Raw genomic sequence first — 23292 nt, 5'->3', positions numbered from 1 at the left:
TGAGGCCGGAAAGATCAGTGAGATCAGTGAGGCCGGAAAGGTCCGTGAGGTGGGAACGAAGGGGGCGCCGCCACGCCCCGCCGTGGGCAGGGAGGGTGGTTCCGGCGCCGGTGGCCGACCCGGTGGCGTACAGGACGGCGCGCGCCCCGTGCCCGCCGGACCTGTTGCTCCCGCCGGACCTGTTGCTCCCGCCGTGCCTGTCGCCCCCGCCGTGCCTGTCGCTCCTGCCGTGCCTGTCGCCCCCGCCGGACCCGTGGTCCCAGCCGCATCCGGCGCCTCGCCCGGCTCCAGCGCCCCATCCGGATCCGGCGCCCCACCCGGGCCAGTCGCCACGCCCGGATCCGGCGCCTCATTCGGCCCGGTACCGGCCGATGAGGGCCTTGCCCCTGAGCCCGTCTCCTTCTCCACCGGCTCCTGGAACGACGGGCTCATCGCCCGCCGCGTACCCCCGCGGGCGGTCATGACCGACGACGGCGGGGACCTGGCCGTCCTCGGGGGAACGCGGCGGGCGGAGCGGCCGCGTGACGGCCGGGCCGACGCGCACACGCCCATCGGCGGGACGTACGAAGGCCCGCTGCGGGCCCGTCTCGACGCGCTCGGCGAACTGGTGGGACTGTCCAGGGCCCGCCTCGACGGCGCCATCCTCGCCGAGGCGGGCCGGGTCCTGGACGAGGCGTCCGCCCGGCAGCGGCTGTCCTCACGGCACACCGTCGTCGCCATCGCGGGGGCCACCGGCAGCGGCAAGTCGACGCTGTTCAACGCGATCGCGGGCGTGCCCATCTCGGAGACCGGCCTGCGCAGGCCCACCACCTCCGCACCCATCGCCTGCACCTGGTCCGACGGGGCCGCGGGACTGCTCGACCGGCTCGCCATCCCCGGGCGGCTGCGGCGCAAGCCGCTCGCGGGCGGGGACGGTGCCGAGGAGCTGCACGGCCTGGTCCTCGTCGACCTCCCCGACCACGACTCGGCGCTGGCCCGCCACCGCGAGCAGGTGGACCGGGTGCTCGCGCTGGTCGACGCCGTGATCTGGGTCGTGGATCCCGAGAAGTACGCCGACGCGGCGCTGCACGAGCGCTATCTGCGCCCGTTCGCCGGGCATGCCGAGGTCACCTTCGTCGTGCTCAACCAGATCGACCGGCTTCCCGGTGAGGCCGCCGACCAGGTGCTGGACGACCTGCGCCGGCTGCTCGACGAGGACGGGATGGCCCTCGGCGAGCACGGCGAGCCCGGAGCCACGGTGTTCGGACTGTCCGCGCTGACCGGGCAGGGCGTGGGCGAGCTGCGGGAACTGCTCGCGCGATTCGTCCAGGAGCGCGCCGCCCCCGCCCGGCGGCTCTCCGCCGACGTGGACGCGGCGGCGGCACGGCTCCGGCCCGCCTATGTCGCCGAGGGACGGGCCGGACTCGGGGAACGGTCCCGGGAACAGTTCCTGGAGCGGCTGGCCCGGGCCGTCGGCGCGGTGGCGGCGGGTGAGGCGGCGGAACGCGAATGGCGCAGGAACGCCGGCCGCGCCTGCGGGACACCGTGGCTGCGGCTGTGGCGCTTCTACGAGCGGTCCCGCGTGCCCGGCGGCCGGCCCCCGAAGGCCCCGGCGGTCGTGGAGGAGGAACTGACGGCGCGGCAGCGGGTGGAGCAGGCCGTGCGCACGGTGGCCGAGGAGGCGTCCGCGGGGCTGCCCGCGCCGTGGGCACACTCCGTGCGCGAGGCGGCGGTACGGGGCGCCGAAGGGCTGTCCGAGACACTGGACGAACTGGCGGCGAGAGCGGCGGCGCCCGCGGGCGCGCCGGACGGCCGGCCGCCACGGCCCGCCTGGTGGCCGGCCGCCGTCCTGGCCCAGGCGTCGATGACGCTGCTCCAGATCTTCGGCGCGCTCTGGCTGGTCGGCCAGATCTTCGGCGTCCTGGAACCGGGGCTCCTGCCGCCCGTGCTGGTGATGTCCGCCGGAATCGTCGGCGGACCGCTCGTCGAGTGGGCCTGCGGCGCGGCGGCCAGGGGGCCGGCACGGCGGTACGGGCAGGACGCCGAGCGGCGGCTGCGCGAGGCGGCGGCGGGGTGCGGACGGGCGCGGGTGCTCGATCCGATCGCCGCGGAGCTGATGCGGTACCGGGAGGTGCGGGAGCAGTACGTGACGGTGTCCGGCGGAAACGGATGACGCCGTTTCACGGTGGGCCCCACGTCACGGGCCCCACGTCACGGTCGTGTCGTCGGCCGGCCGAGGTCGCCGAGCAGATCGTCCAGTACCGATTCCTCCTCCACCCGGACGCCGAGTTCGGTGAGGGCGGCGGCCAGGGAGGGATCCCAGGCGGACTCGGCGGGCGGGCCCGACAGCCGGTCGGGGCCGGGCGTCGCGGCGGCGGCCGCGCGGTAGTCGGTGGCGCCGTAGCGCCACGGCGTCCAGGGCACGGCACGCCGCAGCGCGGTGGCGATCCGCAGCCCGCCCCAGTCGAAGTCACCGTGGTAGTGGAGCGTGGCTCCTCCGTGGGCTCCGCCGTGGACTCCCCCGTGGGACAGGTGCCGCAGCAGGACGAGCGCGGCGGCCGATGGCTGGCCCTGGAGACACACCAGGGGCGGACAGGCCGGACCGTACGCGTCGGCGGCGGCGGAGAGCACGGCGGGGTTCTCGCACACGTACACGTCTGTCGTCACGGGCGCGCCGTCCGTCACGCGTACGCCGTCGCTCACGGGCACGCCGCCTGTCGCGCGTACGCCATCCGTCACGCGTACGCCATCCGTCGCGCGAACGTCTTCCGTCGCGCGAACGTCTTCCGGCACCTGAGCGCCGCCGGTTGCGCGGGCCCCCTCGGTCGGGCCCTGGCCCGGACCCGTGAGGTGGCGGGCCAGGTGGCGCAGCGTGAGGACGGCCGGTTCGCCCGCGTCCGCCATCGCGTCCAGTACGGGCGTACCGCGCACGTTGAGCACGAGCACCGTCGACGAGAGATCGTCCTTGAGCAGGCCGGCCGAGGCCCACGCCTCCCTGCGCCACTCGGCTCCCGTGCCGTCCGGGAAGCCGCCGAGCGCGCGGATCGCGGACAGCACCAGCGTGGCCAGGGGCGTACCGTCGTCCAGCGCGTGGGAGCGGCCCAGTACCCGCGCGGCGAAGGCGGCCAGGGAGGTCGGAGGCGCGGCCGGCAGGGCCCGTAGGACCCTCGCCGTATCGCGCAGCAGCGGCCCGGCGGCGCCCGGGGAACGGGCCAGCCGCCGTACGAGCCCGTCCCGGCGTATCCGGCGGATCCAGTCGGTGTACGCGGGGCCGAGCGCTGAGAGCGGCGCGTACGCCTCTTCCCACTCCCTGTCCTCCGCCTCCCGTTCTTCGGCGAGCGGCCGTACCGGGCCCGTGAGAGCGACCACGGCGGCGGCGAGCCCCTGCGGGCTGATGCCGGAGTGACGCAGGACGCCGTCCAGCGCGTCGAGGCGGACCGTCAGCGAGCGACCGCCCCGCGGAGCCCGGCCCAACAGGCGTTCCACCGCCTCTCGCTGGGTCTGTCGCGGCGCGCTCAGGGTGAGGACGCCGGTGAGCGGCCGGCCGCGTGCCATCCGGTCCCGGATCCGGTCCACGAGCCAGGACAGTTCGGGACGGCCGAGCAGCCGTACGAGCCGGTCCGTGTCGACTACGACGCCGGGTGCCGGCGTCGTAGTCGACTCACCCGTTATGTGTGCCGGAGCTGCCGGGACTGACGGGGCTTTCGGGGCCGGCAGGGCCGTCAGGGGGGTTGCGCGCGCATCGTCGTTCCCGCCGCCGTTCACGTCCACAGCGACTCCTGACCTCCCGCTCCGGTACCGGTCCCGGCGCCATCCGGGCCCCGCTCCGGCTCCTGATCCGGCACCGGCGTGGGATCCGTACCGCGCAGCCGCCTCGTACCGTCCCACTCCCAGCGGGTCACGAGAACCGCCGGGATGTCGTCCACGCGCGAGAGTTGGGCGATGGCGATCCCCGGGACCTGCGGGTAGCAGGCCCACTCGCGCTCGCTGGTCATCACCACATCCAGGTCGAACGCGTGCAGCAGGCCCAGACACTTGGCGCGGGAGTCGTCGTCCACCCCCGCGAACGCCTCGTCCAGCGTCACCAGGCGCGGGGCGTGCTCCCCGGCCGCGCTCGCGTAGTGGGAGGACGCGGCGGCGAACAACGGTACGGACACGGCGAGCACCCGTTCCCCGCCCGAGGCGGGACCGGTCGCGGGAACCCACTTGCCGTGCTGGTGGCGTTCGACGCCGAACTCGTGCCAGGCGCGGTAGTCGAGCGCCGCCGTGAGGTCCTCCAGCCAGCTGCCCCCGCTGTCGGCGGCCTGCCGGCGCGCGATCTGCGCCTGGAGGAACTCACCGACGGCGGCCCGGTCGTCGGGCGACCAGGCGTCCGCCGACTGGCGCAGCCGCTCCCGGGCCTGCGCGAGGCCCTGCGGGGCCTGGCGCGAGGCACGCCACACCAGGCGCAGCCTCATGCCCGTGGAGGTCGGGCGTTCCGCCAGCTCGTCGTTCATCAGGCGCACCTGCCGCTCGGCGGTGCCGATCAGCTCCTGGAGGGTGCCGGCGACCTCCGTGATCAGGTGGGTCTCCAGGACCTCGCGCTCGTGGGCGGACAGGATGCGGGTCAGTTCGCCCACCTCGGCGGCCAGCGCCCCGGCGAGTTCCGGTACGGCGCGCTCCCGCCCCTGGTAGACGATCGTGACCCGCATGCCGTCCTCGCCCGGGTGCGCGGAGGCGGTGTGTCCGTGCCGCGACAGCGCGTCCTGGAGCTTGCCGAACTCCTCGCTGAGGCGCTTCTGCACCCGCTCCCAGGCGCCGTCCGAGTCGTCGACCGAGGCGAGTTCGGCCTCGATCGCCCGGGCCAGCGTGATCGCCGGCCTGGCAGCCCAGGGCGTGCCGTCCGTACGCGGCACCGGCAGCTCGGGCAGGGCGACCGCGAGCAGCCCGGTCGCCTCGAACCGCTGGAGGGCGGCGACGGCCCGCTCCCGGGCGGCCGTGGCGTCGGTGACGTCCTCGCCGAGCCGGTCGATGCGGCCCTCGGCGCGGCTGGCGCGCCGGTCCGCCTCGCCGTACGCGCCCCTGGCGCGCTTCTGCTCCTCCACGCACTCCCGGGCCTCCCGCGCGGTGTCCGCCAGCCGCCGCTGGAGTTCGGCGACCGCCGTGCCGACGGTGGACCGCAGGGTGGCGTGGCGCGCGTCCGCGGCGGCGGCCTCGCGGGCCGCCTCCCCGGCGCGCGCGGTGAGTTCCGCCAGCCGGGCGTCGGTCCGCCCGGCCTCCGTCCGCTCGGCCGTCACGGCTCGCAGGGCGTCGCCCCGTTCGCGCAGCGCGGGCCAGAGAGCCGCGAGGAGAGCGGTGTGGTCGGCCAGGGCCTGGCGTACGGCGGCGAGGCCCGCGCGGTCGGCGGGCAGGTTCATGTCCGCGGCCGCCGTGGTGAGTTCCACGGCCGCCTTCTCCGCCCTGCCGGCCGCCTCGGCCAGTTCGGTGGCGCGTTCACCGCGGCGGGTGCCCGCCCGGTGCGCCGCGTCCGCCGCGGCCGAGGCCAGGGCGTGGGCGTGCCGGAGAGCGTCGTCGTCGGGCAGGGCGGCGAGCTCACCGTCGAGGGCGCGCCGGCGCCCGGCCACCGTGTGGTGCGCGGCGGTCAGGTGCTCCAGTTCACCCTCCAGCCCGGCGAGTTCGGCCCGCGCGGCGCCGATCCTCGCCCGGCGGGCCTCCTCGCGGGCGCCCTCGCCCACGTACTCGGCGCTCTCCTTGGCCCAGCTCCCGGTCAGCTCCCCGACCCGGAACCGGCCGTCCGTCGCCACCCATGTGCCGCTCTGCCAGCCGCCGTCACTGAAGAGCCCGATCGCCTCCAGCACCCGCGCCACCGTGCTCTCCCCCACGGCGACGGCACGCGGGTCACCGTGGTCGACCGCCGGACGCAGGGCGTCGGCGAGGCTGGGGCCACCGACGGCGGCGGAGGGGGCGAGCAGGACGTCGTGGGTGTCCGCGCTGATCGCGGCGCCGTCGGGGCGTACCCAGGCGTCGAGGAGCCCGGACGCCTCCAACGCGGCCTCCAGGCCCGCGCGTTCCGCCGCGGTGACATGCGTACGGAAGTCGACCAGCCGCCACAGGGGCGCGCCGACCGCGTCGTCCCTGGCCCCGGGGGTGCGGGTGCGGGGTGCCTCGGGGCCTCGCTGTCCCCCTTCTTCGAGAGCGGTGAGCTCGCGCAGGGTGCCGGCCCGCCGCTCCCGGGTGACGGAGGCCCGCTGCATCAGGACGGCGGCCTCGTCGGCCAGCCGGGCCGTCAGCGCGCGGTGTGCGGCGTCGGCCGCCGTACGGGCCGGGTTCGGGCCGTCCAGCCGGCGCACCCAGTCCTGCGTCACGTCGAGCAGGCCGGGCAGGTCGGGGAGCGCCAGTTCGGCGCAGCCGGTGAGGTGCGTCCGTACGGCGGAGAGGAAGGCGCTCGCCTCGCCGCGCACGCGTTCCGCCGCCTCCGCCCGGCGGCGCGCGGTGTGGGAGACGTCCTCCTCGGCCTCGTCGGCGCGCCGGAGGGCGGCCCGGCGCTCGGCCTCCGTCTGTTCGGCGCGGGTCGCCAGCGTCTCCAAGTGCTCGATGGTGCGCAGCCTGCGGTCGGTCGCCTCCCGTGCCCGGCGGCGGAGTTCGGTCTCGGAGACCTCGTCGGGTACCTGGTGGGGTGCCTGGCCGGGTGTCCGATGGGACGCCTGATGGGATGCCTGATCATCAGGCGTCCGGTCGGGCGCCTGGCCGGTCTCCTGGTCGGGCGCCTGGCCGGTCTCCTGATCGGGTGTCCGGTGGGGCGCCCGGGTGGTTGTCCCGTCGGGCGTACGCGGCTCCTCGGGCAGCCGGGCCGCGGCGGCGGCCTCGCGCAGGGCGTCCCGGAGCTCCGCCAGCGCCCGCTCGGCGGCGGCCAGCCGGTTCTCCGCCGTACCGAGCCGGCCGGTGGCCCGGGTGTGGTCCTCGACCGCCCGTCGGCGGTCGTCCTCGACCCGGGACAGCTCCCGCGCCGTACGCCCGGCGTCGGCCGCCGCCCGGTCCAGCTCGCGCGCGTCACGCATCTCGGGCCCGGCGCGCAGGGCGGCCTCCTGCGCGGCCAGCCGGGTGGCCCGTTCGTCCAGCTCCGTGATCCGCCGCTCGGCCGCCTCCCGGTCCTCGACCGCGTGCAGGCGCTGGGCCTGTGCGTCACCCAGCTCGCGCTGGAGGTGCTCGTAACGGGCGTGTTCGCTGCGTGGCAACCGGGCCCTGCGCCGCGCCGCCATCCGCGCGTAACGCCGGTAGTGGTCGAGGAACGCCGACGACGCGCGCTCGGCCTCCGTCGCCGCCCGCAGCTCCTCCTTCTCCTCGTCCAGCGAGCGGAACGCCTCCGCGACGTCGGCGATCACCGCCTGGTCCAGCGGCGGCAGCGCCTCCGTCAGCGCGCGGGACAGTGCCGCCTCGTTGGGACGCTTGGACAACTGCGGCTGGCGCAGCTGGATCAGCAGGTCCACCAGCGCCGCGTACCGGCGTTCACCCAGGCCGAACAGCGCCTCGTCGACCGCTCTGCGGTAGGCCTTCGCCGTGTCGTACACCATGCCCCGCCCGGCGACCGCCTCCGCGAACCGGTCCCGGGACAGCGGGGTCCCGGTGGCGTCGAGGAGACTCAGGCCGGCGCCGATCCGCTGCTCGGTGACCGCGAACCAGTGGCGGGCGATGCCGCGCCCGCCGACCGCCTTCAATCCGCAGACCAGAGTGCGGAAATGAGCCTGCCCCGTCGCCTCGTCGAGCCGCCCGAACTCGATCCAGGTGTAGCCCAGCCGCTCGGGATGGGGGTGCTCGCCGCCGAGCAGCAGGTTCCACTCCATCCGTTTGCCCGGGTCGCCGTCGGGCTCGACCCGGCGGGCCGACAGGTCGCCGTCCAGCAGGAAGGGCAGGGTGAGGGCCAGCACCTTCGACTTGCCGGTGCCGTTGTTGCCCCGGAGCAGCAGCCGGCCGTCGCGGAACCAGAACTCCTCCGCGTCGTAGTGGAAGAGGTCGACGAGCCCGATGCGCAGGGGACGCCACCGGCCGGGCGCGGGGCTGGGGAGGGCGGTCAACGGGGGTATCGCCTTTCGCTCTGGCTCTGTGGCTCTGTGACTCTCTGTGGCTCCGATTCCGGCTCCGGTTCTGGCTTCGGCTCCGGTTCTGGCTTCGGCTCCGGATCTGTGGCCTTGCGGGCCTGTCGGGAGCCGCGCGCACGAACGACCGGCTCACCGACCGCGTACCGCGCGAGCGCCGGGCGCGGCAGGACACCTCGTTCCGTACGGGTCACCAGGCCGAGCGCCACCAGCTTCTCCACGGCCCGCTCGACCAGTTCCGGTTCCGCTCCCGGCTCCCTGGCCGCCTTCGACCAGAAGCCGCCGTGCTCCGCGGCCAGCTCCCGGACGCGCCGCTCCAGCTCCGCCGGTTCGACCGCGCGGCCGGCCGCCGCCAGATACCCGGCGAGCAGCAGGGTGATGTGGCCGTGGGTGCCCTGCTCGGGCATGCGGACGTCGGTGAGGTCGTCCAGCGGGTCGACCATCGCGATGCCCTCGGCCCGGACCTCGGCGACCAGGCCGGTCAGCTCGCTGATCCTCGCGGTGATGAAGCCGCGCTGCCGGGTCAGGTAGGCGAGTTCGCCGTCGGTGAGTTCGTCGTAGTAGAGGACCGGATCGTCCAGCAGGCAGCGGGTCAGCTTCCAGCGGATCGCCCGGAACCTCAGCTCGTCGCTGTCCAGCGCCGTCTCGGCGGTCAGGCGTACGAGCCGCTGGTCGAAGCGCTCCGAGGGGACGGCGGAGACGGGGGCGACCTGGGTGCCCTCGGCGTCGGCGTCGGTGCCGGGGCGGGGGGCGGTGCCGGGGCGGGCGCGCGTGCCGGGTCGCTGTGCGTACGGCTCGTGCCGCTGTCCGCTGCCGTGCCGCTCCTCCCCGCTGCCGTACTCCTCATCGCCGTACCGCTCCTCGCCGTGCTGATCCCCGCTCTTGAGGTCCGCCGCTTCCTCGGCCGCGACCATGGAGGGGCCGCGCCGGGTCGCGGGCAGGCCGGCCAGCACGCGGCGCCGCACGTCGTACAGCGCGTCACCCGCCCCGTTCACGTACGCCTCCTCGTCACCGGCCACGCGCCGCAGGACACCGAGCGCCAGCAGCAGCCGCACGACGGCCGCGAGGTCGAGGCGTTCGTCGCGCCGCTCCAGCGTGAACGTGACGCCGGCCGCCGCGAGGTGCGGGTCCGCCGCGGCGAGCACCACCTGTTCCGCCAGTCGGCCGAGCGCGACCTGTGCCTCGCCGCGCTCCAGCACGGCCAGTGCCAGGCAGAGCAGGACGTAGCGGCGGCGGGTGAACGGCAGCGCGGTCCTGGTGGCCTCGCGCGCCGGGTGCGTGGCATCGGAGAGCACTCCGGGCGTCTTGCGCAGCCGGGCGGCCTCCGCGTCCACGCCCAGGGACCAGCCCGCGTTGCGCTCGAACCACTCCCGCAGTTCGGTCGCGTGCTGCCGTACGAGCCGGAACTCGTCAGCGCGGGGGCCGTCCGCGGTCAGCAGCGGCTCCTTGAGCAGGGCGCGGGCGGCCCGCTGGACATCGGCGGCGCGCTGGCCGTCGAGGACCTCGGCCAGGGGCGTTGTCATGGAGCCGCTCCTTCGTTCCTGACGCGGTCTTCCGTTTCGAGGACGTCCGCCGTTCCCGGACGGCCCGCCGGCCCGGAGGCCGGTCCGGGGTGGTTCGCCGGCTCCGGCCGGCCGGCGGCGAGGTCGGTGATCTCCACCAGGTGGTCCGGGCCCCGGAAGACCCCGCCCGGGGTGCGGATCTCGGCCGTCGCGCCGTCGTCCAGAGCCGTCAGCCGGATCTCCATCGAACCGTCGCCGCTGGTCGTCATGGTTGTCGTCATCCCCGGCCGCCAGGTGGCCAGCGCGTCGCCGAGCAGCCGCAGGAACAGGTCGAAGGCGAGGGGGTCCAGCTCGCCGAGCCGCGACAGCCGGATCTCGCCCCCGGTCGCGAGCCGGGCCCGGGCCCGGGCGGTCTGGCGCGCCTGGTGTGCGGCGATCTCGGCGAGCCGGGCTCTGGCCCCGCTCCGGTCCGCCACCCGGCGGGGTTTGCCGCGCCGCTCGTAGCTGCCGGTGCGGCGGAGCTGCGGACTGATCCGCAGCGGATTCGCCCCGGCCCAGGGGGTGGCGGCCGGTATCGGCTCCGCCCTGCGTTCGGCGAGGGTGTCGGCGTCCACGGTGAGGTGGCGGGAGGAGTGCAGCCCGAAGGCGACCCGCCACAGCCGGTGCCGCGTCGCGTCGTCCGGAGCCTCGGCGAACCAGCGGGCCAGCGTACGGAAGTCGGCCGAGCGGTCCGAACGCCCGGCCCGCCGCTCGTTCAACTGCCGTACGACGGCCAGCAGCTGGGGGATAGCCCCCAGCGCCCGGCCGCGCAGCAGCCGCGCCTGCGACTCGCGCCCCTCCCCGGACACGAACCAGTCGGTCAGCCCCGCCCAGCGGTCCCGCCACCTGGCGTAGGCGGCCGCCTCGGCGTCCGCCGCCTCCTCGGGGGTGGCGTCGGTGGCCTCGCGGGCGGCGGCCAGCCGCAGCAGGGGATCGATCCGCCCGCCCGTCCCCCACGACCGGTCTTCCGGCGAGGGCCGTGCACCCGCCACCCCTGCCACTCCCGCCACCCCTGCCACTCCCGCGGGCCCTGTCGACCCGGCCGCCCCTGCCGCCCTCGACGGCCCTGCCGCCCCCGCCGACCCCGCCGAGCTCATCGAGCTCATCGAGCTCATCGAGTCCGCCGGGCCCTCCGTGCCGTCCAGCTCCGCGATCAGTCCGGCGATGCGCCCGCCGAGCGTGATCAGGTCCTGGATGAACCGCTCCAGGTACTGGATCAGCCGGTCCTTGTACGCGAGGAACGCCTCCACCTCGACGTCGTGCAGGTCGATGGTGCGCTGGAGCGACCCCATGAAGGCCCGGGCGTTGTCCGCGAGGGCGGCGAACCGGGCCGTCAGCGCGGAAAGCGCGAGGTGCGCCTTGGCCGGGTCGGGCTCCTCGTCCGCGGCGATCACCAGCAAGGCCCGCAGCTGGGTGACGATGTCGTGGAGCGCGACCGCCTGGAGTTCGCCGCGCCGCCCGAGGGCCTCGTCGTACGTGCCGAGAGCGGCCTCGGCCGCCTCACCGGCCCGCGTGAGCTGGTAGATGAACCGCTTGCGGTAGAAGTCCTCCACCGCGGTGACGCGCGCGGTGTCCGGATCGGCCCGCAGATTGCCCCACTCGACGAGCCGGTCCAGCGTCCTGGCCACGGTCTCCACGTCCGCCGGCCGGTACCGCGCGGGCAGCGCGGCCTGTACGTCCTCGGGGCGCAGGTGCACGGCGAAGCGCTCCTTCGCGTCGAGGAAGGCGTGCATGACCTGCCGGTACAGGGCGGCATTGGGGGCGGTCAGATGCGCGAAGGCGGCGTAGTCGGCACGCCCCGGGCCGGACGCCGGCGGCTTCGCGGCCGTCGGCCGGGATATCGGCTGAGATGTCATCGTCCGTGCATCCTCCCCGAACCCGGCCCGTTCCCATGCATGATGCGCGCTTTTGCCGGTGGGGCGGGAGCGCGGCAGGGACCGGGGAACGGCCGGGACCGGGGAGCGGCGGGGACCGGAGAACGGCGGGGACCGGGGAGGGGAGACTCCGCCGGTACGGTCCGGGATGGCGGGGAACAGGAGCGTATTCCGCGTATTTCCTCGGCCGGGTGACGACGTTTTCCACAACTGGCGAGTAATGCACAGGCTTCAGCCCGATTCCTCCGCTTGAGCCAGCATGGAACCAGTCAACGCAACGGCCCGGAGGGGGAGTGGACGAGTTATGAACGACACCGTGGTGACGCTGGTGGGCAATGTCGCGACCGGCGTGGAATTCAGGGAGTCGGCCACGGGCGGGGTGGCGCGGTTCAGGTTCGCGGTGACAGGGCGTCGCTGGGACCGTCGGCGGAGCGTCTGGGCGGACGGTCCGACGAGCTTCTACACCGTGTGGGCGTGGCGGGCCCTGGGAGCGAATCTGGCCGCGTCGGTCTCCGTCGGCGAGCCGCTCGTCGTGCACGGCCGGCTGCGGGTGCGGGAGGACGAACGGGACGGGCAGCGGCGGACGTCCGTCGAGATCGACGCGGTGGCGGCGGGCCACGACCTGACCCGGGGGACATCCGCGTTCAGGCGTCCGACCAGGGCCGCTCCCGCTCTGACCGAGCGTCATGAAAATGCTACGGACAGGCAGGGGCAGGCGGAGGGGCCGGGCCGGCGTCCGGAGGAGCGGCCTCCGGAGCCGACGGCGCGTGCGCGGGAGCGGTCGCCCGAGCCGGACCGGAGCGCGGGCCAGGGTCCCGCGGGAGGCTGGGCCGTGGACGCGGCGCGCGCTCCCGGGGCCGTCGTGGAGCCGGTAGGGGTGCTCGCGTGAGCGACCGGACGGACGGCCGTGCGGTGACGCGCAGTTGTGAAGGTTTGTCGATATTGCCAGTCCTATTCCGGGGTCGCCTCGGCGTGTCGGTAACGATTCCGATTCGGAACGGGCCCCGCGGGCTCGACCGAGCGATGGTGGTTCGCGCCGTCCATAGGATTTACGCCTACTCATGGGGCACTTGAGTCTGCCGGCAAGGCATCCCCACCCTGTGCGCCCCGCGCGACACGGCCTTGCCCGAAGGGGAATTCTGTGTTTTCTGCGATATCTGCGTCATCGGTACGGAGGCGGGGCGCCGCCCGGCTCGCCGCCGCGGTCGTCACCACGGGGCTGCTGGCCATGGGATCCCTGGCCGGCGCCGGCACGGCCACCGCCGCCGACGAGGCCCCCCAGCACGGGGGCGGCGCGTCCGCCACCCTGGACGGGCTGACGATCTACGACGACGCCGTGCTCCATGAGGACGGCGAGGACCAGCGACTGCCCGCCGGACTGTTCGAGATGACCGTCGACGGGGGCGGCAATCTCAAGACGTACTGCATAGACATCCACAACCCGACGCAGGACCAGGCGGCGTACGTGGAGACCTCCTGGGGCGAGACCTCGCTCGGCGGCAACGAGAACGCGGGCAAGATCCGCTGGATCCTGGAGCACTCCTACCCGCAGGTCGACAACCTCGCGGCCCTGGCGAAGAGCGCGGGCACCGGCCCCCTCACGGAGCGGACCGCGGCGGCCGGTACCCAGGTGGCGATCTGGCGGTACTCGGACGGTGTCGACGTCGAGGCGCGGGACGCGCAGGCCGAGAAGCTCGCGGACTGGCTGGAGAAGAGCGCGCGGAACGTCGCGGAGCCCCGGGCGTCGCTCACGCTGGAGCCCGCGGCGGTCTCCGGCAGGGCGGGGGAGCGGCTCGGTCCCGTCACGGTGCGTACGGACGCGGCAGGCGTCACGGTCTCACCCCCCGTGGACGCCGCCGCCAGCGGAGTGAGGATCACGGACGAGTACGGCGTCGCGGTGGACACGGCCAAGGACGGGGCGCGGCTGTACTTCGACGTCCCCGAGGACGCCTCGGCCGCCTCCGGCCGGCTGACCGTGCAGGCGACCACCTCCGTGCCGGTCGGCCGGGCCTTCGCCGGGGTGACGAGGAGCCAGACGCAGATCCTCGCGGGCTCCAGCGACTCGACGGTCTCCGCCACGGCGAGCGCCAACTGGGCCGAGGGCGGCGCGATACCCGCGATCACCGCGAAGAAGAACTGCGCGGCCGGGGGTGTCGACGTCAGCGTCGTCAACCAGGGGGACGAGGCGTACGTGTTCGAGCTGGCGGGGGAGGAGCACACCGTGGCGGCCGGCGCGTCCAGGACCGTCACCGTCCCGGTCGGCGAGGACGCGGCGTACGACTTCACCGTCACCGGACCCGGCGGCTTCTCCCAGAACTTCAAGGGGGTGCTGGACTGCGTGACCACCAGTGACGCGGGCCCGGTGACCCAGAAGGCGTCCTCGCAGCCCCTCCCGGCCTCGGCGGGCGGTCCGTCCGCGCTCGGCGGCGGGGACAACCTGGCGGAGACCGGCTCCTCCGGCGCCACGCCGGTGATAGCGGGCCTGGCGATCGCCCTGGTGGTGTTCGGCGGTGCCGCCGTCTTCCTCCTCCGGAAGAAGAACGCTGCCGGGACGGACGGGCCCGCCGACGGCGAGTGACCGACGGGCCCGGCAACGGTGAGTGACCGCGCGCGCCCGGCGTGTGAGCGTTCGGGCGCGGCGGCGACCGGCGGTGTCGGCGAATCGCCGGAACCGACGGTGAAAGCCGCTGTTCGGAGGGCTCCGGTGATACGGGTTTTCGCCCAGGGGCGGCGGTCGGGCAAGATGGCTGTATCTGCCCTCACGCGGCGGAGCCGCACATTGGCCCTTCTCGATTGCCGGACGGTTTCTCTTGGCTGAGTACATCTACACGATGCGCAAGACGCGCAAGGCGCACGGTGACAAGGTCATCCTCGATGACGTGTCGCTGAGCTTCCTGCCGGGCGCGAAGATCGGTGTGGTGGGCCCGAACGGCGCGGGTAAGTCCACCGTGCTGAAGATCATGGCGGGTCTGGAGCAGCCGTCCAACGGTGACGCGTTCCTGGCTCCGGGCTACACCGTGGGCATGCTCCTCCAGGAGCCGCCGCTGGACGAGTCCAAGACGGTCCTGCAGAACGTGCAGGACGGCGCCGCCGAGATCATGGGCAAGCTCAACCGCTTCAACGAGGTGGCCGAGCTGATGGCGACGGACTACTCCGACGCGCTGATGGAGGAGATGGGCAAGCTCCAGGAGGACCTCGACCACGCGAACGCGTGGGACCTGGACACCCAGCTGGAGCAGGCCATGGACGCGCTCGGCTGCCCGCCCGGCGACTGGCCCGTCACCAACCTCTCCGGTGGTGAGCGCCGCCGCGTCGCGCTCTGCAAGCTGCTGCTCGAGGCGCCCGACCTGCTGCTGCTCGACGAGCCCACCAACCACCTGGACGCCGAGTCCGTGCAGTGGCTGGAGCAGCACCTCGCCAAGTACCCCGGCACCGTCGTCGCCGTCACCCACGACCGGTACTTCCTGGACAACGTGGCGGGCTGGATCCTGGAGCTGGACCGCGGCCGCGCCATCGGTTACGAGGGCAACTACTCCACGTACCTGGAGACCAAGCAGACCCGCCTCAAGGTCGAGGGCCAGAAGGACGCCAAGCGCGCGAAGCGGCTCAAGGAAGAGCTCGAGTGGGTCCGCTCCAACGCCAAGGGGCGGCAGGCCAAGTCGAAGGCCCGACTGGCCCGTTACGAGGAGATGGCCGCCGAGGCGGACAAGATGCGGAAGCTGGACTTCGAGGAGATCCAGATCCCGCCGGGCCCGCGGCTCGGCAATGTCGTCGTCGAGGTGGAGAACCTCTCCAAGGCGTTCGGCGACAAGGTCCTCATCGACGACCTGTCCTTCACGCTGCCGCGCAACGGCATCGTCGGGGTCATCGGCCCGAACGGCGCCGGCAAGACCACGCTGTTCAAGATGATCCAGGGCTTCGAGGAGCCGGACTCCGGCACCATCAAGGTCGGCGACACCGTCAAGATCAGCTACGTCGACCAGGGCCGCGGCAACATCGACCCGAAGAAGACGCTGTGGGCGGTCGTCTCGGACGAGCTGGACTACATCAACGTCGGCCAGGTCGAGATGCCCTCGCGCGCCTACGTCTCCGCGTTCGGGTTCAAGGGCCCGGACCAGCAGAAGCCGGCCGGGGTGCTCTCCGGAGGCGAGCGCAACCGCCTCAACCTGGCGCTGACCCTCAAGCAGGGCGGCAACCTGCTCCTCCTCGACGAGCCCACCAACGACCTCGACGTCGAGACCCTGTCCTCGCTGGAGAACGCGCTGCTGGAGTTCCCGGGCGCGGCCGTGGTCGTCTCCCACGACCGCTGGTTCCTCGACCGCGTCGCCACGCACATCCTGGCGTACGAGGGCGACTCCAAGTGGTTCTGGTTCGAGGGCAACTTCGAGTCCTACGAGAAGAACAAGATCGAACGGCTCGGCGCCGACGCCGCCCGCCCGCACCGGGCCACCTACAAGAAGCTGACCCGGGGCTGACATGGCCCGGCACATCTACAGCTGCCCCCTGCGCTGGTCGGACATGGACGCCTTCGGGCACGTCAACAACGCGGTCTTCATCAGTTACCTGGAGGAGGCGCGGATCGACTTCATGTTCCGGCTGGCGCCGGGGGACGGCTCGCCGTCGTTCTCCGGCGGGTCCGTGGTCGCCCGCCACGAGATCGACTACAAGCGTCCGCTGGTCCACCGGCACGAGCCGGTGACCGTCGAGTCCTGGGTGACGAAGATCTCCGCCGCGTCGCTGACCATCGCGTACGAGATCAAGGACGAGGACCAGGTGTACGTGCGGGCCTCGACGGTCGTCGTGCCCTACGACCTCGAGGCGGCGCGGCCCCGGCGGATCACCGCCGAGGAGCGGTCGTACTTGATGGAGTACATGGCCGAAGACGCTGACGGGACCGAAGGGACCGGCCGGGCGGACGAGAAGGACGCGCTCGCGGCATGACGGCGGCGGTTCGGACCCTGGAGTTCGCCGACGGGCGCGAGGCGGCCGACCTCGGCGCCTTCCTCGCGCGGCTGATCCACTACGACCGCGCCGCCGCCGTCCGGCTCCAGGCCGGCGGCGGCGCGCTCGCGGTGTTCGGACGGCCCCCGTCCTTCGAGGTGCTGGCCATCCGTACGGCCCGGCTGGCCGCGGCGCCCGAGTTCGACGTCACCGTCTCCGCCGGGGAACTGCTGGAAGCCCTGGACGAGTCCACCGGCAGCGCGCTGGTGCCGGCGGCCGTCACGGGCCCGCCCTGGGCAGGCGTGCTGCCGCCGCGCGGCGGCTGGCGGCAGGTGGCCGGGCTGCCGGACGAGGAGGCCATCAGGGGCGCGCTGACCGCCGCGGTGGCCGAGTTCCGGGCCCGCGACGAACGACTCGCGCCGAACGAGCGCACGCGCGCGGAGCGGGACCGGATCGGCCGTGAGATATGGTCCCGCACGCTCGGCGACACCCGCCTGCCGCTGCGTGCCGTCCACGCGGCGCAGTCGCTGGGCTTCCTGCGGCCCGTCCGGGCCATGGTGCCCGCGGGCGCGGGGCGCGAGGAGCGGCCGGTGCTGCTGGAGTCGGGCGCCTGGCTCCGGCTCCGTACGCCCTACGGCTCGATCGCGGTACGGAGCGCGGGCCTCGGCGGCCTCACGGTCACGCCTGCCTGAGCGGTGCGTGCGGGCCGCCGCGCGGCGGCCCGGCGCCCGCCGCTTCGGAGCGCGGCGCGGGCGAGGGGTCAGTCCGGGGTGTTGACCATCGAGGCCGCCGCGAACGTCAGGTAGTCCCAGAGCTGCCGTTCGTGCTCCTCGGACAGGCCGAGTTCGTCGACCGCCGTCCGCATGTGCCTCAACCACGCGTCGTGCGCGGCCCGGTCGACCGTGAACGGCGCGTGACGCATCCGCAGCCTGGGGTGGCCTCGGTTCTCGCTGTATGTGCGAGGGCCGCCCCAGTACTGCATGAGGAAGAGAACGAGGCGCTCCTCGGCGGGGCCGAGATCCTCCTCCGGGTACATGGGACGCAGCAGCGGGTCCTCCGCCACGCCCTGGTAGAAGCGGTGGACCAGGCGTCGGAAGGTTTCCTCGCCGCCGACCTGCTCGTAGAAGGTCTGCTCCTGAAGCGTGCCGCGCCGAATCTCTGTCACCCGTCCATCGTCTCAGACGCCCCGGCCGAGTACCTCGGCCCTAGGACTCCCGACCGGCCTCCGGGCAGCGCGGACCTCGCGGCGGCGGGGCCTGCTCGCTTCCGGGGCGCCGACCCAGGACAGTGGAGGGATGGGCGCTCACGGTGACGAACACACCCCTGATCTGTACCCGCCGGACGACGCGGCCGCCGCCGAGGCCCGTGCCGCGCTGGTCCGGGGCATCGCGGCGGCCGGGGCACTGGCGGATCCGGCCTGGCGCGCGGCGTTCGAAGCGGTGCCGCGTCATGTGTTCGTGCCGTACTACTTCGTCAGCCGGCCGGGCGGCTGGGACCGGCTCTGGTACGGGGACCCCGATCCCGCACGGCGGCGGCGATGGCTGCGCGGGGCGTACGGGGACGCGCCGCTGGCGACCCGGATCCGTGACGGCGAGCTGGTCTCGTCCAGCAGCCAGCCGTCCCTGATGGCCCGCATGCTCGCGGAGCTGGCGGTACGGGACGGGGACCGGGTGCTGGAGATCGGCGCCGGCACCGGCTACAACGCTGCCCTGCTGGCGCACCGGCTCGGGGACGAGCGGGTCACCACCGTCGACCTCGACCCGGAGATCACGGAGTCCGCGCGCGGGCATCTCGCCACGGCCGGCTACCGGCCGACCGTCGTCACCGGCGACGGAGCGCGCGGCGTCCCGGGGCGCGGCCCGTACGACGCGATCATCGCGACCTGCACCCTGACGTCCGTACCGGCGGCGTGGCCCGCGCAGTGCAGGCCGGGCGCGCGCATCCTGGCCCCGCTCGCGGGCGGGCTGCTCTCGCTGCGGGTGGCGGGCAGCGGCCTCGGGCCCGCCCAAGGGAGCGGCCCTGGGCTCGGTCAGGATTCCGGTCGGAAGCCCCGCGCCCCGGAAGAAGCGCGCGGGAGCTGGGCGGAGGGGCGCTTCCTGCCCACCGCCGCCTACTTCGTCCCCCTGCGGGGCCTGCCCGGGGCCCGGCACCCGGGGCACCGGCCGCCCGGCGCCCCGCCCGCCCGCGCGGGCGGGGACGAACTCCTGCAGTTCCTGCTGACGCTGACCGCGGGGACCCTGGACCCGCGCGAGGCGCTCTCCCTGTGGGAGCAGGAAGCGCGCCCCGGACGGGAACGGTTCGGCGTCACCGTCGCCGCCGACGACCGGCAGTGGGCGTGGCTGGACGATCCGGCGGGCCCGTACGTATGGCCCCTCGGCTCCGAGCGCGGCTGACCGGACAACCGACCGGGCGGTGGCGCTCAGCCCCTGCGGATCGTGATCGTCGTCCAGGCGCCGACGTGCACCCGGTCGCCGTCCTTCAGCGGGATGGGGACATAGGGCTGTATCGGGTCCTCGCCACCGTTGAGGGTCGTGCCGTTGGTGGAGTTCTGGTCGACCACGGCCCAGCTCCCGTCCGGCTGGTGGACCAGGATCGCGTGCTGGTGCGAGACGCCCGGGTCCTCCGGCGGCACCGACAGGTCGATGTCCGGGGACTCGCCCGTGGAGTGCCTGCGGCGGCCGATCGTGACCTGGCTCCCGGACAGCGGCAGGTGCTGCTCGGGGGAGTACGCGGGCAGGTTCAGCCCGGTCGCCTCCGGACCGCTGCGGGTCATCATCGCCATGAAGTACTCGCGGTCGGGGGCGATGACCGCCGTCCAGCCGCCCGGGGCGGCCGGTCCCGGGTACTGCTGCCCGGGGCCCTGCCGCGGGAACTGCGACTGCGGCGCCGGAGACGGCGGGGACTGCGGACCCTGGGCGTGCGCCGGCGGGGACAGCATCCAGTCGTCGTCACCGCCGGTCTGCGGCGACTGGGGCCGCGGTGGCGCCGGTGGCGCGGCCGACTGCTGCTGGAAGGCGGGCGGGGGCGGCGGACCCTGCTGGTACGGCGGCGGGGGCGGCGGACCCTGCTGGTGCCCCTGCTGATGCGGGCCCTGCGGCGGCTGCACGGCGGGCGAGGACTGCCCGGGCGGCGACGGGGGCGACGACGGCGAGGACGCCGACGCGGGCCCCGGCGCGGGCTGTCCGGGCTGCTCGGGGCCCAGCGGCTCGGCGGGCCGGTTCAGCTGGGAGGGGCGGGAGCCCTGGTACTCGTACGGGTCGGGCGGCCGCGGCGGGCCCTGCTGGGCCTGGAATCCGGGCGGCAGGTTGAGCCCGGACGGCGGCACCACGGGATTCCCGGGACCGGCGGCACCACCAGGACCGCCCGGACCACCTCCCGGACCGCCGAAACCGGCCGGCGGCGCCGTGCGGTGCTGCGGTGCCAGCGGCGTGTACGACGTCGCCGTGTTCGTCAGGAAGTTCCAGCGGCACTCCTCGCAGAACGGCGCCATGGCCTCGCGGGGCGTACGGCACTGCGGGCACAGCTCCGCCTGCGCCGTGGCGTCCGGTCCCGGGGAAGGGGCCTGCGGGTAGCCGTACCCCGGCGCGGGCGGCGGGGGAGGGGGCGGCGGCACGGCGCCGGCGGGCCCGGGGGCGCCGGTGGCCATGCGGTGGCCGCAGACCTCGCACCAGTCCTCGGAACCCGACTGGTGTCCGTTCGGGCAGGTCGGCATGTCGGCGCTTCCCCCTCTCCTCGTCCGGCCCGCGGGCCGCTCGCTCCTGCGACTACTGCTTCGACTGCTTGTCCTGTCGGCGGTATGTGACGCTACTTCTTCACACGGACGGTCTTCGTCGAGCGCGTCTCGAGGGTCATCTCGTCCGCGTCCGCGACCTTCGCCTTCAGTCGCACAGTACCTGTCGCCGCATCGACCACGTCCACCACCTTCGAAAGCAATTTCGCCGTATCGGCGTTTCCGGACGAGGCGGCGAGCTGTACGGCTCGTCCCAGTTTCGCGGTCGCGCCGTCGGCATCCCCGGACTTGCGGGCGTCGAGCCCCTGTTGGATGGCCGTCGCGAGTTCGGCCTGGCCCGTGTAGTGCGCGACCTGCGGATTGATCGCGGTCGAGGCCGCCAGGTCGTCCGTCCACACCGCCCGTACCAGCCCGTGGGACAGCACCTCGGGAGCACCACCGCCCTGGGCGGGCAGGACCAGCGAGACCCGGGCGGCCAGCATCTCCTGGCCGATGCCCGCCTCCGGGACGCGGACACAGACGTGGTAGTCACGGGACTCGTCGCCCCAGGAGCCGGTCGGATAGTCCCCGACGCGCGGTCCCGCCTCGGTGCGCCGCCCGGTCAGCTCCTCGACCGCGGGCGCCACCTGCTTGACGAAACCGATCTCCACGCCGACGGGTGTCCAGAGCCGGAGCGAGACGTCCGCGACCTCCTTGCCCATCGCGTTCTCCATCATCCGGGTGAAGTCCTCGGCCAGCCCGGCCGGGTCCGCGACGATGTCGGCGGTGCCGAGCAGCGCCGAGGCGACGCCTGTGACCTCCTTCACCTCCCAGTCCGTGCCGACGCCCCGGGCATCGCAGGTGAAACGGCCCGACACGGAGTCCAACGCGGCCCTGAGCGCGTCCGCCGACTCGTGCTCGTTACGGCCGTCCGTGAGCAGGATGCCGTGCCGGATGGCGACATCGGCCGGTGCCAGCAGCCGGTCGGCCAGCCGCAGCCAGGTGCCGATCGCCGTACCGCCGCCCGCGCTGAGCCGCCGCAGGGCCTCCTTGGCCCCGGCCCTGGTCGAGGCGTCGGCGACGGCGAGGCGGCCCTGGCCGGGGAAGACCTCCTTGGCCACATGCGTACCGCTGACCACGGCGAAGGCGACACCGTCGCGCAGGGTGTCGATGGCGGCGGCCGTGGCGTCGCGCGCGTGGCGCATCTTCGTCGGCGGGTAGTCCATGGAGCCCGAGCAGTCGACCATGATCACTACGGCCGCGTCCGGGCTCGGCCCCGCGGAAGCCGCCGACGCGGACGGGGCGGATGACGCCGACGCCGACGCCGACGAGGCGCTGGGCAGCGGAACTCCGCCGGTGGTGCCGCCACCCGTGGAGGTGACCGTGACGATCGCGTTGACCTCGCGCCCGCCCTCGGGCAGGAATTCGTTCTGGTACACGTCGACGGAGAACCGCGGCGCGGTCGACTTGGACAAGTTGGCCATCTGTATCGGCTCCTTGGCACTCCACATAACTGAGACAGGTGAAAAGCGTTCACAACGGGTCATACGTGGCCGTGAGTGGCCACGGGTGAACTGAGGAAGCGGAAGAGGCAGGGGGACGTCAGAGGGCCGCCGACCACCCGCCCGGGCCGGCCCGGGGGGCGCGGAGCGCGCTCATACCGTGGCGCAGGCGGATTCCGCGGCCTGCGGCGGTACGGCGAACGGCAGCACGGCCACCGTCACGTTGTCATGGCCCCCGCCGTCGAGTGCGTGCCCGACCAGCACCCGGGCCGCGTGCAGCGGGCGGGCGGCCGCGTCGTCCGGCAGCGCTCCCGCCATCTCGTCCGCGCCCTCCGCGTAGTTCCACAGGCCGTCCGTGCAGACCACGACCACCCCGGAATGGTCCGGCTTGAACGAGGCGGTGTGCGGCTCCACTTCATAGGCGTCGGCGCCGAGCCAGCCCGTGATCGCGTGGGCGCGCGCGTCCGCGTACGCCTCCGCCTCGTTCATCAGGCCCGCCGCGACCATCTGGGCGGCCCAGGAGTCGTCCTCGGTGAGCCGGGCAGGCGGTAGGCCCCGGTCGTCGGGGACCCAGTACACCCGGCTGTCGCCGATCCAGCCGACGGTCAGCAGGCCGTTCGCCACGACCGCGGCGACGATCGTGCAGGCGGGTGCGTTCTGATGGCGGTGCGGCTCGTCCAGGGCGCTGGGCGGGTACGCGGCGAGGGAGGTGACCGCCTCGGCGGCGGCGACGATCGCGTCGTGCATGGCCTGCTGGGGGTGCGTGCCGCGCTCCAGTCCCGCCAGCAGCGACTCGTCGGCGGAGGCGGCGGCCGCCGCCGAGGCGTCGTCGGGGCGGGTCGCCGACGACACCCCGTCACAGACCACGGCCACGACGGCGGGTGAGCCGTCCGGCAGGGCGGCGGACGACACGGCGAACGCGTCCTCGTTGCGGTGGTGGCGCAGTCCCCGGTCGCTGACGGCCGCCACCGAGCCCAGCTCCCGCTCCATGTGATCCCGTTCCCGTGGCTGGGCGTGCCCGCAGTTCTCGCAGTACCCGTCGGCGTCGACCCGGCCGGTGCGGCAGGCGACACAGAGCTTCGCGCCGGCCCCGCCACCCGGGGCCGGTGGCCCGACGGGTACGGAACCGGGCACCGGGGTGGTCGTACGGGGATCGACGGCGGACCCCCCGCCGGGCGCGGCGCCCGTGGCGGACTCACCGCCCGTGCCGCCGGGGCCGGCCGTGCTGTCCGTGCCGGATGTCCCACCCGTGCCGGGGGCGTCGGTCGGCGTGCCGCCCGGGGGCGTCGGGTCCGTGTCCGCCACGGCGGCGGCCTCCCCGCCCCGTATCCGCGCCGCCGCCGGGGCCGGCGCGGGCAGCTCGAAGTCCCCGGTGTGCGGGGGAAGACGTGACCCGTCCGACTCCAGGACCGGCAGTTCCTCCGCGTGGCACGCGCGTCCGGGCGCGTCGGAGCGGTCCGTACCGCGTTCCGTGCCGGGTGCGGAGGGCCACTGGACCGCCGCGGCGGGTGTGTGGTTCATCACCAGGGTGGGACGGTCGCCGGCGGGCGGTGACGCGGACCACAGGTCCGCCAGGTCATGGCCGCACGCTCCGCAGAACAGGTCGCCGGACTCCAACGGCTCCGCGCACTCGGGGCAGACCGGCCGGCCGGCCGGGTCGGGCATCTGGGACAT

General features: G+C 74.4%; 15 protein-coding genes. 7 read left to right on the top strand and 8 right to left on the bottom strand.

Annotated elements, in window-relative coordinates:
• Positions 1 to 460: 460 nt before the first annotated feature.
• Positions 461 to 2152, top strand: coding sequence for a YfjP family GTPase (locus IG02_RS36530; RefSeq protein ID WP_078854563.1), 1692 nt, complete (start codon positions 461 to 463; stop codon positions 2150 to 2152).
• 38 nt (positions 2153 to 2190) lie between these two features.
• Here IG02_RS36530 and IG02_RS42875 read toward each other — a convergent pair whose 3' ends face one another.
• Genes IG02_RS42875 through IG02_RS36515 form a run of 4 tightly spaced genes read right to left on the bottom strand, consistent with a single transcriptional unit; the run spans position 2191 to position 11448 of the window.
• The gene (locus tag IG02_RS42875; RefSeq protein WP_420707764.1) at positions 2191 to 3744 is read right to left on the bottom strand and encodes a TIGR02679 domain-containing protein; all 1554 of its coding nucleotides are present in this window, start codon (positions 3742 to 3744) and stop codon (positions 2191 to 2193) included.
• Positions 3741 to 8030, bottom strand: coding sequence for a TIGR02680 family protein (locus tag IG02_RS0117445; protein ID WP_051765190.1), 4290 nt, complete (start codon positions 8028 to 8030; stop codon positions 3741 to 3743). Before IG02_RS0117445 ends, IG02_RS42875 begins: the two co-directional genes overlap by 4 nt.
• The gene (locus IG02_RS39445) at positions 8027 to 9574 is read right to left on the bottom strand and encodes a TIGR02678 family protein (RefSeq protein WP_078854562.1); all 1548 of its coding nucleotides are present in this window, start codon (positions 9572 to 9574) and stop codon (positions 8027 to 8029) included. Before IG02_RS39445 ends, IG02_RS0117445 begins: the two co-directional genes overlap by 4 nt.
• Positions 9571 to 11448, bottom strand: a complete 1878-nt coding sequence (locus tag IG02_RS36515) for a TIGR02677 family protein (protein WP_063756803.1) — start codon at positions 11446 to 11448, stop codon at positions 9571 to 9573. The genes IG02_RS39445 and IG02_RS36515 overlap by 4 nt, the downstream gene beginning before the upstream one ends.
• Before the next feature lie 322 nt (positions 11449 to 11770).
• Here IG02_RS36515 and IG02_RS36510 point away from each other — a divergent pair, with 322 nt between their 5' ends.
• The 5 genes from IG02_RS36510 (at position 11771) to IG02_RS0117400 (ending at position 17099) form a co-directional block, all read left to right on the top strand.
• Positions 11771 to 12355 (top strand): single-stranded DNA-binding protein, encoded by a 585-nt coding sequence (locus IG02_RS36510; protein ID WP_078854561.1) that lies wholly within the window; start codon positions 11771 to 11773, stop codon positions 12353 to 12355.
• A gap of 252 nt (positions 12356 to 12607) precedes the next feature.
• Positions 12608 to 14044, top strand: a complete 1437-nt coding sequence (locus IG02_RS0117415; RefSeq protein ID WP_030748256.1) for a Cys-Gln thioester bond-forming surface protein — start codon at positions 12608 to 12610, stop codon at positions 14042 to 14044.
• Positions 14045 to 14276: 232 nt separating this feature from the next.
• Positions 14277 to 15941, top strand: a complete 1665-nt coding sequence (ettA, locus tag IG02_RS0117410; protein ID WP_078854560.1) for an energy-dependent translational throttle protein EttA — start codon at positions 14277 to 14279, stop codon at positions 15939 to 15941.
• Between the two features lies 1 nt (position 15942).
• Entirely contained in the window at positions 15943 to 16407 is a 465-nt protein-coding gene (locus IG02_RS0117405) for an acyl-CoA thioesterase (protein WP_030748250.1), read from the top strand.
• Positions 16404 to 17099: a hypothetical protein gene (locus IG02_RS0117400; RefSeq protein WP_030748248.1), complete on the top strand. Its 696-nt coding sequence runs from the start codon at positions 16404 to 16406 to the stop codon at positions 17097 to 17099. The genes IG02_RS0117405 and IG02_RS0117400 overlap by 4 nt, the downstream gene beginning before the upstream one ends.
• Positions 17100 to 17167: 68 nt before the next feature.
• Here the strand turns inward: IG02_RS0117400 and IG02_RS0117395 are convergent, their stop codons facing one another.
• The gene (locus IG02_RS0117395) at positions 17168 to 17572 is read right to left on the bottom strand and encodes a globin (RefSeq protein ID WP_030748245.1); all 405 of its coding nucleotides are present in this window, start codon (positions 17570 to 17572) and stop codon (positions 17168 to 17170) included.
• 130 nt (positions 17573 to 17702) lie between these two features.
• Between IG02_RS0117395 and IG02_RS0117390 the strand changes: the two genes are divergently transcribed.
• Positions 17703 to 18800 (top strand): methyltransferase domain-containing protein, encoded by a 1098-nt coding sequence (locus tag IG02_RS0117390; protein ID WP_030748242.1) that lies wholly within the window; start codon positions 17703 to 17705, stop codon positions 18798 to 18800.
• 26 nt (positions 18801 to 18826) lie between these two features.
• Here the strand turns inward: IG02_RS0117390 and IG02_RS0117385 are convergent, their stop codons facing one another.
• The 3 genes from IG02_RS0117385 to IG02_RS0117375 all read right to left on the bottom strand — a co-directional run bounded on the left by IG02_RS0117385 (position 18827) and on the right by IG02_RS0117375 (position 23292).
• Positions 18827 to 20119, bottom strand: coding sequence for an FHA domain-containing protein (locus IG02_RS0117385; protein WP_030748239.1), 1293 nt, complete (start codon positions 20117 to 20119; stop codon positions 18827 to 18829).
• Positions 20120 to 20211: 92 nt separating this feature from the next.
• A complete protein-coding gene (locus IG02_RS0117380) occupies positions 20212 to 21600 on the bottom strand; it encodes a vWA domain-containing protein (protein ID WP_030748236.1) in 1389 nt (462 codons plus the stop codon).
• Positions 21601 to 21771: 171 nt separating this feature from the next.
• A complete protein-coding gene (locus IG02_RS0117375) occupies positions 21772 to 23292 on the bottom strand; it encodes a PP2C family serine/threonine-protein phosphatase (protein ID WP_051765189.1) in 1521 nt (506 codons plus the stop codon).

The sequence above is a fragment of the Streptomyces sp. NRRL F-5135 genome (genome assembly GCF_000719775.1).
Lineage (GTDB): Bacteria > Actinomycetota > Actinomycetes > Streptomycetales > Streptomycetaceae > Streptomyces > Streptomyces hebeiensis.
This window is presented reverse-complemented; position numbering and strand designations above follow the sequence as displayed.